The organism is Nocardioides immobilis (assembly GCF_003515065.1).
GTDB classification, from domain to species: Bacteria; Actinomycetota; Actinomycetes; order Propionibacteriales; family Nocardioidaceae; genus Nocardioides; species Nocardioides immobilis.
Window position 1 is genome coordinate 104,246 of sequence record NZ_QXGH01000020.1, and the last position, 12,572, is coordinate 116,817.

Genomic DNA, 12,572 nt, shown 5'->3' on the forward strand with positions numbered 1-12,572 from the left:
TCCTGCTCAGCCCGCGACGCTGGCGGCCGCGAGTGCGGCCGCCACGTCGTCGGCGTCGTCCGGGGACACCAGCCCGGAGGTGACGCGGACGAAGGCCGCGCCGTCCGTCGCCAGGAAGGGCGACCCGCCGGCGACCCGGATCCCCGACGCCGACAGGTGCACCATCGCCGCCCGCTCGTCGCGGACGGACAGCCACAGGTTGATCCCGTCCGGCACCGCGGTGTCGATGCCCAGGGCGCCGAGGGCGCCGACGAGCGTGCGCTGGCGCGCCATGTACTGACGGCGCGCCTCGCCCACCTGGTCCAGCGACTGCGACGAGGTGAGCAGGTCGAGCAGGATCGTCTGCAGCATCCGCGACGTCCAGGCCGGCCCGAGCATCCGGCGGGCGACGATCCGGTCGATGATCTCCGACGGCCCGCCCAGCGCGGCGATCCGCAGGTCGGGCCCGTGCGACTTCGAGTAGGACCGGACGTGCACGACCCGCTCCGGCAGCCAGGCGCCGAGGCTCACGTCGGGCGCGACCGAGATACCGGAGGAGTGGTCGTCCTCGACGATCCACGGCAGGTCTGCCCGGCGCCGCCTGAGCACCCGCACCAGCTGCTCCGCGCGCGCGATCGTGGTCGAGACACCGGTCGGGTTGTGGGCTCGCGGCTGCAGGACGACGGCGACCGGCCGTGCGTCGAGCGCGCGGCGCAACGAGTCGGGCGTGATGCCGGAGGCGTCGAGGTCGACCGGCACCACCTCGGCGCCGAGCGCCTCGACGAGGTCGAAGAACGGCGGGAAGCCGGGCGACTCGAGCACCACGCGGTCGCCGTACGAGACGACCTGCTCGAGCATCCGGGTGACGCCGTCGGTCGCGCCGTCGACCACGGTGATGGCCTCGGTCGGGTAGGGCCAGGACGCCTCGAGAACCTCGCGGAGGTCCGGCAGCACCGGCTCCTCCTGGTACGCGAGGGTGCCCGCGCGCTGCGACACCCGGTGCAGCGCCGGCCCGAGGTCGGGGAGCAGCGTCGGGTCCGGGGTGCCGCGCGAGAGGTCGAGCCGCAGGCCGTCGGGGCCGGCGCCGACGAGGCCGCGCTGCCGCGGCGACAGCCACGGCGTGGGGGTGTCGCGGACGTAGGTGCCGGCGCGACCGCGCGAGACCACGAGGCCGGTACGACGGAGCGCCTGCCACGCCGCCGACACCGTCGCCGGTGACACGCCCAGCTCCGCGGCGACGCCGCGCACGGTCGGCAGCCGGTCGCCGGGAGCCAGCTCGCCCGCCCTGATGGCGCGGCTGAACGCACCCGCGATCCCCTGCGGCGTGGTGTCGTTCAGAGCCGCCAGATCCATGCCCAACCCTTGACAAGAGGGAAATCGAAGCGAAATGTTCAACCAGGAAGATAACAGAACTTCCCGACCCCAGCGGAGGTGGATCTTGACCATCGTGCGTGCTGCCATCAGCCAGACGACGTGGACCGGCGACAAGGAGTCGATGCTCGACAAGCACGAGCAGTTCGCGCGCGACGCGGCCGCTCAGGACGCGCAGGTGATGTGCTTCCAGGAGCTGTTCTACGGCCCCTACTTCGGCATCACCCAGGACCAGAAGTACTACCGCTACGCCGAGCCTGCCGACGGCCCGATCGTCCAGCGCTTCGCCTCCCTGGCGAAGGAGCTCGGCATGGTGATGGTGCTCCCGATCTACGAGGAGGAGCAGACCGGCGTCTACTACAACACCGCGGTGGTGGTCGACGCCGACGGCACCATCCTCGGCAAGTACCGCAAGCACCACATCCCGCACCTGGACAAGTTCTGGGAGAAGTTCTACTTCCGCCCCGGCAACCTGGGCTACCCGGTCTTCGACACCGCGGTCGGCAAGGTCGGCACCTACATCTGCTACGACCGGCACTTTCCGGAGGGGTGGCGCGAGCTGGGCCTCAACGGCGCCCACATCGTCTTCAACCCCAACGCCACCAAGCCCGGCCTGAGCAACCGGCTGTGGGAAGTGGAGGGACCGTGCGCGGCGGTCGCGAACGGCTACTTCGTCCTGCAGCCCAACCGGGTCGGCCGTGAGGACAACGAGTACGGCGACGAGGCGGTCGACTTCTACGGCACCAGCCAGGTGATCGACCCCCGCGGAAACTTCGTCGGCGAGCGCGGCTCCAGCGAGAAGGAGGAGGTGCTGGTGCGCGAGCTCGACCTCGACATGGTCCAGCAGATGCGCGACGACTGGCAGTTCTATCGCGACCGCCGGCCCGACTCCTACACCGCGACGGCCCGGCCCTGAGGAGACGTGATGGCCACTATTCTCATCAAGGGCGGCACGGTCGTGAACGCGACCGGGGCGGTGGCCGCCGACGTGCTGGTCGACGGCGAGCGGATCGTCGCGGTGCTCGCGCCTGGTTCTCAGGCACTCGGCAGCATCAACGCCGACCGGGTGATCGACGCGACCGGGAAGTACGTCGTCCCGGGCGGCATCGACGCCCACACCCACATGGAGCTGCCGTTCGGCGGCACCGCTGCGATCGACACCTTCGAGACCGGTACGACGGCGGCCGCGTGGGGCGGCACGACGTCGATCATCGACTTCGCCGTGCAGAGGTACGGCGAGCGCGTCGAGGACGGCCTGGCGGCGTGGCACGAGAAGGCGTCCGGCAACTGTGCGATCGACTACGGCTTCCACCAGATCATCGGCGGCGTCGACGACGAGTCGCTGAAGGCGATGGAGGGACTGATCGACGAGGGCGTCTCGTCGTACAAGCTGTTCATGGCCTATCCGGGGGTCTTCTACAGCGACGACGCCCAGGTCTTGCGGGCGATGCAGAAGGCCCGTGAGACCGGGCTGCTGACGATGATGCACGCCGAGAACGGTCCCGCGATCGACGTGCTCGCGGCGCAGCTGGCCGAGTCCGGCAAGACCGCGCCCTACTACCACGGCATCGCGCGCGCCTGGCAGATGGAGGAGGAGGCCACCCACCGCGCGATCATGCTCGCCGACGTCACCGACGCGCCGCTCTACATCGTGCACATGAGCGCGAAGCAGGCCGTCGCCCAGGTCGCCTGGGCCCGTGACAACGGCAAGAACGTCTTCGGCGAGACCTGTCCGCAGTACCTCTACCTGTCGCTGGAGAAGAACCTCGGCGCCAAGAGCGACGAGTGGGGCGACTTCGAGGGCGCCAAGTGGGTCTGCTCGACGCCGCTGCGGTCGGAGGAGGAGGGCCACCTCGAGGCGATGTGGCAGGGCCTGCGGACCAACGACCTGCAGATGGTGTCGACCGACCACTGCCCCTTCTGCATGAAGGACCAGAAGGAGCTGGGCAAGGACGACTTCCGCGCGATCCCCAACGGCATCGGCTCCATCGAGCACCGCGTCGACCTGCTCTACCAAGGCGTCGTCGACGGCCGGATCTCGCTTCCGCGCTGGGTCGAGCTGATCTCGACGACGCCGGCTCGGATGTTCGGCCTCTACGGCAAGAAGGGCGTGATCCAGCCCGGTGCCGACGCCGACATCGTCGTCTACGACCCGAACGGCCACACGTCCATCGGGGTCGGCAAGACCCACCACATGGCGATGGACCACTCCGCCTGGGAGGGCTTCGAGATCGACGGCCACGTCGACGTCACGATCTCCCGCGGCACCGTGCTCGTCGAGAACGGCGAGTTCAGGGGGACCAAGGGCCACGGCCGGTTCCTGAAGCGCGACCTGACCCAGTACCTGGTCTAGGAGAGACAGATGGATTTCGGCGTCGTACTGCAGACCAACCCGCCCGCTTGGCGCACGGTCGGGCTCGCGAAGGAGGCGGAGGAGCACGGGTTCGACTACGTGTGGACCTTCGACTCCCACCTCCTGTGGCAGGAGCCCTACGTCATCTACAGCCAGATCCTCGCCGAGACCCGGCGGATCATCGTCGGCCCGATGGTGACCAACCCGGCGACCCGGGACTGGACGGTCACGGCGTCGGTGTTCGCGACCCTCAACGAGATGTACGGCAACCGCACCGTGGTCGGCATCGGACGCGGGGACTCCGCCGTACGCGTCCTCAACGGAAAGCCGACCACGCTCAAGGAGGTGCGTGAGGCCGCACACGTGATCCGTGAGCTGGGCAACTGCCGGCCGGTCGAGCACAACGGGTCGACGCTGCAGTTCCCGTGGGCGCGCACGTCCGCGCTCGAGGTGTGGATCGCGGCCTACGGGCCGCTCGCGCTCAAGACGGCAGGCGAGGCCGGAGACGGGTTCATCCTGCAGCTCGCCGACGTCGACGTCGCGAAGTGGATGATCGCCCGGGTGCGCGATGCCGCTGAGCAGGCCGGGCGGGACCCCGATGCGCTGACGTTCTGCGTGGCCGCGCCGGCGTACGTCGGGAGCGCCGACGAGATGGCGCACATGCGGGAGCAGTGCCGCTGGTTCGGCGGCATGGTCGGCAACCACATCGCCGACATCGTGGGGAAGTACGGCGAGGACGGGGACTTCCCCAAGGTCCTCACCGACTACATCAAGGGTCGGCAGGACTACGACTACAACGAGCACGGCAAGGCGGGGAACACCCACACCACGTTCGTGCCGGACGAGATCGTCGACCGGTTCTGCCTGCTCGGCACCCCGGAGCAGCACATTGCGAAGCTCAAGGCTCTGCAAGAGATTGGCGTCGACCAGTTCGCGATCTACCTCCAGCACGACAACAAGGAGGAGACGATGCGGGTCTACGGCGAGACGGTCATGCCGCCGCTGCGCGAGCACGTCACGGCGAAGGCATGAGCTGAGTTGGCCCAGCTCTGGAACCGCTTCCGTGCGGTGGTCTTCGGCGTCCTCGGCGTCGCCGCCGTCGTCGCGACCTGGGACGTCTACAAGGCGTTCGGGCCCGAGCAGGGCGTATTGGTCGGCGACACCCGGGTCCTGCCGCGCACGACCGACCTGGCGATGCCGCACTCCTGGGAGATGCTGCAGCGCTTCGGGGAGCCGGTCACCGGGCTGCCGGACGCCCCGGACGCGATCCGGGCGGTCTTCGACGCCAGCATGTTCTCCCTCGGCCTGGCGGCGCGCGGCTGGCTGATCGGCGTCGTGGTCGGGATGCTCCTCGCGCTGCTGATGAGCCGGCTCCGGATCGTCGAGTCGGCACTGCTGCCGTGGGTGATCCTCAGCCAGACCGTCCCCCTGATCGCGATCGCGCCACTGGTCCGCCGGTGGGGCTCGGAGATCCAGATCGGCAGCTACGTCTGGAGCAGCGAGGACTCGGTCGCCGTCATCGCGGCGTACCTCGCCTTCTTCCCCGTCGCCGTCGGTGCCTTGCGCGGCCTCAAGTCGCCCGACAAGACGCACCTCGACCTGATGCGGGCGTACGGCGTCGGCTGGTGGCGGTCGCTGATCACGCTGCGGCTGCCGTCCTCGGTGCCCTACCTGCTGCCCGCACTCCGCCTCGCCGCCGCGAGCGCGGTCATCGGCGCGGTCGTCGCCGAGGTGTCGATCGGGCTCAAGGGCGGGCTCGGCCGGATGGTGATCGACTACGCCGTCGCCGCCTCCGGTGACCCGGCCAAGCCGTGGGCGCCCATCTTCGGGGCGGTCGCTGTCGGCCTCGCCGCCGCCGGCGCGATCGGCCTGCTCGGCCTCGCCCTCCGCCCCTTCCGCCTGACAGGAGTCAGCACGCAATGACAGAACCCGCGATCTCGGTGACCGGCGTCGACCGGGTGTTCGGCAAGGGCCGCAAGCAGGTCGTCGCCCTCACCGACGTCGACCTGACGGTGGCCGACGGCGAGTTCGTGGCGCTGATCGGCCCGAGCGGGTGCGGCAAGAGCACCCTGCTCCGGCTGGTCGCCGACCTCGACACGGCGACGTCCGGGGAGATCAAGGTCTTCGGCAAGGGCGCCCGCCAGGCCCGCCTCGACCAGGACTACGGGATCGCCTTCCAGCAGGCCGGCCTGCTGCCGTGGCGCACCGTCGCGGGCAACATCGAGCTGCCGCTCAAGATCCACGGCGCCGCCCCTGCTCTGCGCAAGGCCCGCGTGGCCGAGCTGCTCGAGCTGGTCGGACTCACCGACTTCGCCAAGAACCACCCCGACCAGCTCTCCGGCGGCATGCAGCAGCGGGTGGCGATCGCGCGCGCGCTGGCCGAGAGCCCGCGGCTGCTGCTCATGGACGAGCCGTTCGGGGCCCTCGACGAGATCACCCGCGAGCGGATGCAGAACGAGCTGGTGCGGATCTGCGCCGAGACCGGCGCCGCGGTGCTGTTCGTGACGCACTCGATCCCCGAGGCCGTCTTCCTCTCCGACCGGGTGGTCGTGATGTCGCCGCGGCCGGGCCGGATCACCGGCATCGTCGACGTGCGGGCCGACGGCCTCGCCGACCACCACGACCGGACCGAGCGGGCCCGCGACCAGGAGGGCTTCTTCCGCGCCGTCGCCGAGGTGCGGGCGCTGTTGCACGGGGGCGCCTCGACAAGCTCGGCGGGGGTCGAGCCGGCGGGCGTGGGCGTGGAGGAGCGCTGATGGCCGCCGTCGACACCACCGTCACCCGCGACACCCGCGCCCGGTTCCCGATCACCGAGGTCCGGTGGAGCACGGTCGTCGCGCCGCTGGTGCTGGGTGCGCTGTTCCTGCTCTCCTGGGAGCTGGTGGTCGACCGGGCGGAGATCGAGCCGTTCATCCTGCCCGCGCCGAGCGCGATCTGGGAGCAGGTCACCGCCAACACCGGCAACATCGTCGACGGCGCCACCGTCACCGGCCGCAACGCGTTGATCGGGATGCTCGCCGGCGCGGTCCTCGGCGTCGTCGGCGCGGCGGTCGCCGGGTCGTTCCGGTTCGTCGACCAGATGGCGGCGCCGGTCGTCGCGGCGCTCGCCGTGATCCCGATCGTCGCGCTGGCGCCGGTGCTCTACTCGATGTTCGGCGCCGCGGTGAACACCGGCCGGATCATCGTGGCCGGCGTCTCCGTCGCGGTCCCGGTCTACCTCAACACCCTGCGCGGGATCCGGCAGGTCAAGGCCGTGCACCGCGAGCTGATGACGGCGTACGCCGCCGGCCCGCTGCAGCGGATCCGCTCGGTGACGCTGCCCACGGCGACGCCGTACGTCTTCACCGGTCTCCGGGTCGCGTCGTCGCTGGCGGTGATCGCCGCCCTGATCGCGGAGTACTTCGGCGGCCCCATCGGCGGGCTCGGCAAGTCGATCACCTCGTCCGCGGCGAGCAGCAACTACCCGCTCGCGTGGGCCTACGTGTTCGGGTCGATCGTCCTCGGCCTGCTGTTCTACGTCGTCACCCTGCTCGTCGAGCTGTGGTTCTCGCGGCACCACCAACCCGCATGACACCCGAAAGAAACTGGAGAAGCACATGAGGAGAACCCTGAAGCTGGGCGCCGCCGCCGTCGCGCTCGCCGTCTTCGTGACCGGATGCGGCAGCGAGGACGACGGCAAGTCGTCCTCCGAGGTCGACGTCAAGCAGAGCGAGGACTGCCAGACGCGCACCAAGGAGGCGCGGGACGCCGGTGAGCTCACCGAGGTGTCGCTCCAGCTCCAGTGGGTGTCGCAGGCCCAGTTCGCCGGCTACTACGCCGCCGTCGCGGAGTGCTACTTCGTCGACGAGGGCCTCGACGTCAACATCATCGAGGGCGGCGTCGACATCGTCCCGCAGGACGTGCTCGCCTCCGGCGACGTCGACTACGCCATCTCGTGGGTGCCGAAGGTGCTCGGCTCGATCGAGCAGGGCGCCGGCATCACCAACGTCGCGCAGATCTTCGAGCGCAGCGCCACCACCCAGATCTCGTTCAAGGACAAGGACATCACGACGCCCGCCGACCTGAAGAACAAGAACGTCGGCAGCTGGGGCTTCGGCAACGAGTGGGAGCTGTTCGCCGGCATGCAGGACGCCGGCGTGGGCGTGGACGACATCAACCTGGTCCAGCAGGCGTTCGACATGAACGCGTTCCTGGCCGGCGACATCGACGCCGCGCAGGCGATGACCTACAACGAGTACGCGCAGGTCCTCGAGACCAAGAACCCCGACACCGGCGAGCTCTACCAGCCGGAGGACCTCAACGTCATCAACTGGAACGACGTCGGCACGGCGATGCTCCAGGACGCGATCTGGGCGACGACCGAGAAGCTCTCCGACCCGGCGTACGAGGAGCAGACGGTGTCCTTCATCAAGGCGTCGATCAAGGGCTGGGCGTTCGTCCGGGACAACCCGGAGGAGGCGGCCACGATCGTCGCCGAGTCCGGATCCGAGCTCGGCCAGAGCCACCAGCTGTGGATGGCCAACGAGGTCAACAAGCTGATCTGGCCGTCGACCAACGGCGTCGGGACCATCGACGAGGAAGCGTGGGCGCAGACCGTCGACATCGCGCTCAACACCAAGAACGAGACCGGCGCGACCATCATCACCGAGGCCCCGCCGGAGTCGGCCTACACCAACGAGTACGTCGAGCAGGCACTCGCCGAGCTCGAGGACGAGGGTGTCGACACCATCGGCGCGGACTACGCGCCGATCGACGTCACCCTCAAGGAGGGCGGGAAGTAGCCATGACCCAACCGACAGCGTTGTCGGGGTCGAACGCCGTTGCGGACCTCGACGCCCGCACCACCGAGCTTGACCGGGGACACGTGTTCCACTCGTGGTCGGCACAGGGCGGTCTCGCCCTGCTGCCGATCGCGGGTGGGCACGGCACCCGGGTCTGGGACCACGCCGGACGTACCTATCTGGACTTCTCCAGCCAGCTGGTCAACGTCAACATCGGCCACCAGCACCCAGCGGTGGTGGCGGCGATCCAGGAGCAGGCGTCGACCCTCGCCACGATCGGCCCGGCCACCGGCAACCTCACCCGCGGGGTCGCCGCACAGCGGATCGCGGCGCGCGCACCCGAAGGCTTCAACAAGGTGTTCTTCACCAACGGCGGCGCCGACGCCGTCGAGAACGCCATCCGGATGGCCCGGCTGCACACCGGGCGCGACAAGGTCGTGTCGACGTACCGCTCGTACCACGGCAACACCGGCGCCGCCGTTGTCGCGACCGGCGACTGGCGGCGGATCCCCAACGAGTACGCGCGCGCCCACGTGCACGTGTTCGGGCCCTACCTCTACCGCTCGGAGTTCTGGGCGACCACACCCGAGGAGGAGTGCGAGCGCTCGCTGCGGCACCTGCGCCGGGTGATCGATTGCGAGGGCCCGGCCAGCGTCGCGGCGATCCTGCTCGAGACCATCCCCGGCACCGCCGGGGTCCTGCTGCCGCCGCCGGGCTACCTGCCGGGCGTGCGGGCGCTGGCCGACGAGTTCGGGATCATGCTGATCCTCGACGAGGTGATGGCGGGCTTCGGGCGCACCGGCGAGTGGTTCGCACTCGACGCGTACGACGTCGTACCCGACCTGATCACGTTCGCCAAGGGGGTCAACTCCGGCTACGTCCCGGTAGGGGGCGTGGTCATCAGCGACCCGATCGCGCGGACCTTCGACGACCGGGTCTTCCCCGGCGGCCTGACCTACAGCGGTCACCCGCTGGCGGCGGCGTCGATCGTGGCGGCGCTCGACGCGATGGAGAGCGAGGGCATCGTCACCCACGCGAAGCAGATCGGTGCCGACGCGATCGGCCCCGGTCTCGCCGTGCTGGCCGAGAAGCACCCGGTGGTCGGCGAGGTCCGCGGCACCGGCGTGTTCTGGGCGATGGAGCTGGTGGCCGACCGGTCCACCCGCGAGCCGCTGTCGGCGGCGCTGATGGGCCGCGCGAAGGGCGAGCTCGTCGGTCGCGGCCTGCTGCCGTTCATCGCCGACAACCGCATCCATGTCGTGCCCCCGTGCGTGGTCACCGCCGACGAGGTGGCCGAGGCGCTGGCGACGTACGACGAAGTCCTGTCCCTGCTCGACGAGGAGCTGTAATACCCATGACTCGCCAAGAAACCAACATGCTGGACCACTGGATCTCCGGCGCGACCGACCCCGGCGAGGGCACCCGCACCGGACCGGTCTACGACCCCGCCCTCGGCGTCGTCAGCAAGGAGGTGCGCTTCGGCACCGCCGCCGACGTCGACCGCGCGGTCGGCGTGGCCAAGGCCGCGTTCGCAGACTGGGGCAACGCCTCGATCACCAAGCGGCAGAACGTGATGTTCGGCTTCCGCGAGATCCTCAACGAGCGCAAGGACGAGCTCGCCGCGATCCTGACGTCCGAGCACGGCAAGGTGCTGTCGGACGCCGCCGGCGAGGTGGCCCGGGGCCTCGAGGTCGTCGAGTTCGCCTGCTCCATGCCGCACCTCACCAAGGGCGCGTTCTCGCAGAACGTCTCGACCGAGGTCGACGTCTACTCGGTGAAGGAGCCGCTCGGCGTCGTCGGCATCATCAGCCCGTTCAACTTCCCGGCAATGGTGCCGATGTGGTTCTTCCCGATCGCGATCGCGACCGGCAACACCGTCGTGCTGAAGCCGAGCGAGAAGGACCCGAGCGTCGCCAACTGGATCGGCGCGGCGCTCAAGGAGGCGGGCCTGCCCGATGGTGTGTTCAACGTCGTCCACGGTGACAAGGAGGCGGTCGACGCGCTGCTGACCCACCCCGACGTCGCCTCGATCTCGTTCGTCGGCTCGACCCCGATCGCGAAGTACGTCTACGAGACCGCCACCTCCCACGGCAAGCGGGTGCAGGCGCTCGGGGGCGCCAAGAACCACATGCTGGTCCTTCCCGACGCCGACCTCGACCTGGTCGCGGACTCGGCGGTCAACGCCGGCTTCGGCTCGGCCGGCGAGCGGTGCATGGCGATCTCGGTCGTGCTCGCCGTCGAGCCGGTCGCCGACGAGCTGATCGAGAAGATCCGCGACCGGATGGGCAAGCTGGTCACCGGCGACGGGCGCAAGGGCTGCGACATGGGCCCTCTCATCACCCGCGAGCACCGCGACAAGGTCGCCGGCTACCTCGACGTCGCCGCGACCGACGGAGCGAGCGTGGTCGTCGACGGCCGCGAGGCGGAGTACGACGGCGCCGCCGACGGGTTCTGGCTCGGCCCGACCCTGATCGACCAGGTGCCGACGACGTCGAAGGTCTACCAGGACGAGATCTTCGGTCCCGTCCTCTCGGTGGTCCGGGTGTCGTCGTACGCCGAGGGCGTCGACCTCATCAACTCCGGCCCCTACGGCAACGGCACCGCGATCTTCACCAACGACGGCGGCGCCGCCCGCCGCTTCCAGCGCGAGGTCGAGGTCGGGATGGTCGGCATCAACGTGCCGATCCCGGTGCCGGTCGCCTACCACTCCTTCGGCGGCTACAAGGCGTCGATCTTCGGCGACGCGAAGGCCTACGGCCCGCAGGGCGTCGAGTTCTTCACCCGCGAGAAGGCGATCACCAGCCGCTGGCTCGACCCGTCCCACGGAGGGATCAACCTGGGCTTCCCCCAGCACGATTGACGGAGCGACGGCCGCCGGTCACAGGAAGACCTTGCCCTCGCCGCGGTACGTCGGAGCCGTGCCGACCACGCGGCCGCCCTCCACCAGGTGCAGCTCGTCGACGTGCTCGCAGAGCTCGCCGGCCTTCGTGTGCCGGAACCAGACCCGGTCGCCGATCCGCAGGCCGGCCGCTCCCTTGCCGGTCAGAGGCGTCTGCACCTCGCCGGCGCCCTCGGCGGGCAGCAGCTCCAGACCCGTCGGCCACACCGGAGCGGGCAGCCGGTCCTGGCCGACCGCACCGGACGCGATCCACCCGCCCCCCAGGACGGTGGCGTGGCGCGGCGAGGGCCGGCGGACGACGGAGAGGACGAAGTGGGCGGCCGGCCGGGGGCGGAAGCGGGTGTAGTGGTCGAACAGGTGCGGTCCGAACAGTCCTGACCCCGCCGCGATCTCGGTGACGGCGGCCTCGGCGCTGGTGGTCTCGATGCTGCCCGTGCCGCCGCCGTTGACGAACTCGAGCGGGGCGATCTCCTCGACCGCGGCGACCGCGGCGGCCCGGCGCTCGGCGAGCTCGTGGGCGGAGACCCGCTGCATCGCGCGGACGGCGTACTTGCGCAGCCCTGGCTGGTTGTTGCCGACGCCGGCGATCTGCCCCTCGTAGCCCATCAGCCCGACCAGCGTGAACCGCGGGTGCGAGGCGACGGCCCGCGCGAGGGCGGCCGCCTGCTCGGGCGTGTGCGTCGGCGAGCGCCGCGCGCCCAGGTGGACCAGGCTGCCCGCGAGTCGCAACGAGGCGTCGAGCTCGATGCAGACCCGGACCTTCGGGCCGCCCCGGCTGCCTGGTCCGATCGCCGCGGCGGTGAGCTCGAGCTGCTCGACGCTGTCGATCATGATCGTGACCCGGTCGGCGAGCCTGTCGTCACCCGCGAGCACGGCCAGCGCGCGCCGGTCGACGGTCGGGTAGCCGACCACCACGTCGTCGTGCTCGCCGGCCAGCCACAGCGCCTCGGGCAGCGTGAAGGCCAGCACCCCGGCGTAGCCCGGCCGCCGCAGGGTGCGGCGGATGACCTCCCGGCAGCGCACCGACTTGCTCGCGACCCGGATCGGCGACCCGCCTGCCCGCCGGGTGAGGTCGGCGGCGTTGGCGTCGAGCGCGGCGAGGTCGAGCACGGCGTACGGCGGCTCGAGGTCGGCGGTGGCGCGGGCGAGGTCGTCGTACGACGAGGGCCCGCTCGCGGTGCTCATCAGG

General features: G+C 70.4%; 11 protein-coding genes. 9 read left to right on the top strand and 2 right to left on the bottom strand.

Annotated features, from left to right (window positions below; genetic code table 11):
- Positions 1 to 6 precede the first annotated feature (6 nt).
- On the bottom strand, positions 7 to 1,332 hold the full coding sequence (locus D0Z08_RS16775) for an aminotransferase-like domain-containing protein (RefSeq protein WP_118926395.1): 1,326 nt from the start codon (positions 1,330 to 1,332) through the stop codon (positions 7 to 9).
- Between the two features lie 94 nt (positions 1,333 to 1,426).
- Between D0Z08_RS16775 and D0Z08_RS16780 the strand changes: the two genes are divergently transcribed.
- Genes D0Z08_RS16780 through D0Z08_RS16820 form a run of 9 tightly spaced genes read left to right on the top strand, consistent with a single transcriptional unit; the run spans position 1,427 to position 11,344 of the window.
- The gene (locus D0Z08_RS16780) at positions 1,427 to 2,266 is read left to right on the top strand and encodes a nitrilase-related carbon-nitrogen hydrolase (protein WP_245994062.1); all 840 of its coding nucleotides are present in this window, start codon (positions 1,427 to 1,429) and stop codon (positions 2,264 to 2,266) included.
- 9 nt (positions 2,267 to 2,275) lie between these two features.
- Complete coding sequence (gene hydA / locus D0Z08_RS16785; protein ID WP_118926397.1) at positions 2,276 to 3,703, top strand: dihydropyrimidinase; 1,428 nt, start codon at positions 2,276 to 2,278, stop codon at positions 3,701 to 3,703.
- 9 nt (positions 3,704 to 3,712) lie between these two features.
- Complete coding sequence (locus tag D0Z08_RS16790; RefSeq protein ID WP_118926398.1) at positions 3,713 to 4,735, top strand: TIGR03842 family LLM class F420-dependent oxidoreductase; 1,023 nt, start codon at positions 3,713 to 3,715, stop codon at positions 4,733 to 4,735.
- Between the two features lie 6 nt (positions 4,736 to 4,741).
- A complete protein-coding gene (locus tag D0Z08_RS16795; RefSeq protein ID WP_118926399.1) occupies positions 4,742 to 5,626 on the top strand; it encodes an ABC transporter permease in 885 nt (294 codons plus the stop codon).
- Positions 5,623 to 6,459, top strand: a complete 837-nt coding sequence (locus D0Z08_RS16800) for an ABC transporter ATP-binding protein (RefSeq protein WP_118926400.1) — start codon at positions 5,623 to 5,625, stop codon at positions 6,457 to 6,459. Before D0Z08_RS16795 ends, D0Z08_RS16800 begins: the two co-directional genes overlap by 4 nt.
- On the top strand, positions 6,459 to 7,274 hold the full coding sequence (locus D0Z08_RS16805; RefSeq protein ID WP_118926401.1) for an ABC transporter permease: 816 nt from the start codon (positions 6,459 to 6,461) through the stop codon (positions 7,272 to 7,274). The genes D0Z08_RS16800 and D0Z08_RS16805 overlap by 1 nt, the downstream gene beginning before the upstream one ends.
- A gap of 25 nt (positions 7,275 to 7,299) precedes the next feature.
- Positions 7,300 to 8,484, top strand: a complete 1,185-nt coding sequence (locus D0Z08_RS16810) for an ABC transporter substrate-binding protein (RefSeq protein ID WP_118926402.1) — start codon at positions 7,300 to 7,302, stop codon at positions 8,482 to 8,484.
- A gap of 2 nt (positions 8,485 to 8,486) precedes the next feature.
- Positions 8,487 to 9,833, top strand: coding sequence for an aspartate aminotransferase family protein (locus tag D0Z08_RS16815; RefSeq protein ID WP_118926403.1), 1,347 nt, complete (start codon positions 8,487 to 8,489; stop codon positions 9,831 to 9,833).
- 5 nt (positions 9,834 to 9,838) lie between these two features.
- The gene (locus D0Z08_RS16820; RefSeq protein WP_118926404.1) at positions 9,839 to 11,344 is read left to right on the top strand and encodes a CoA-acylating methylmalonate-semialdehyde dehydrogenase; all 1,506 of its coding nucleotides are present in this window, start codon (positions 9,839 to 9,841) and stop codon (positions 11,342 to 11,344) included.
- Positions 11,345 to 11,362: 18 nt separating this feature from the next.
- Here the strand turns inward: D0Z08_RS16820 and D0Z08_RS16825 are convergent, their stop codons facing one another.
- Positions 11,363 to 12,568 carry an alanine racemase gene (locus tag D0Z08_RS16825; RefSeq protein ID WP_118926454.1) on the bottom strand — a complete coding sequence of 402 codons (1,206 nt, stop codon included), beginning with the start codon at positions 12,566 to 12,568 and terminating at the stop codon, positions 11,363 to 11,365.
- Positions 12,569 to 12,572: the final 4 nt, after the last annotated feature.

What these genes read in the sequence shown, in the direction of transcription:
- D0Z08_RS16800 (WP_118926400.1), top strand. Translation starts at nt 5,623, where the DNA reads ATGACAGAACCCGCGATCTCGGTGACCGGCGTCGACCGGGTGTTCGGC.
- hydA (WP_118926397.1), top strand. Translation starts at nt 2,276, where the DNA reads ATGGCCACTATTCTCATCAAGGGCGGCACGGTCGTGAACGCGACCGGG.
- D0Z08_RS16825 (WP_118926454.1), bottom strand. Translation starts at nt 12,568, where the DNA reads ATGAGCACCGCGAGCGGGCCCTCGTCGTACGACGACCTCGCCCGCGCC.
- D0Z08_RS16775 (WP_118926395.1), bottom strand. Translation starts at nt 1,332, where the DNA reads ATGGATCTGGCGGCTCTGAACGACACCACGCCGCAGGGGATCGCGGGT.
- D0Z08_RS16805 (WP_118926401.1), top strand. Translation starts at nt 6,459, where the DNA reads ATGGCCGCCGTCGACACCACCGTCACCCGCGACACCCGCGCCCGGTTC.
- D0Z08_RS16790 (WP_118926398.1), top strand. Translation starts at nt 3,713, where the DNA reads ATGGATTTCGGCGTCGTACTGCAGACCAACCCGCCCGCTTGGCGCACG.
- D0Z08_RS16815 (WP_118926403.1), top strand. Translation starts at nt 8,487, where the DNA reads ATGACCCAACCGACAGCGTTGTCGGGGTCGAACGCCGTTGCGGACCTC.
- D0Z08_RS16820 (WP_118926404.1), top strand. Translation starts at nt 9,839, where the DNA reads ATGACTCGCCAAGAAACCAACATGCTGGACCACTGGATCTCCGGCGCG.
- D0Z08_RS16810 (WP_118926402.1), top strand. Translation starts at nt 7,300, where the DNA reads ATGAGGAGAACCCTGAAGCTGGGCGCCGCCGCCGTCGCGCTCGCCGTC.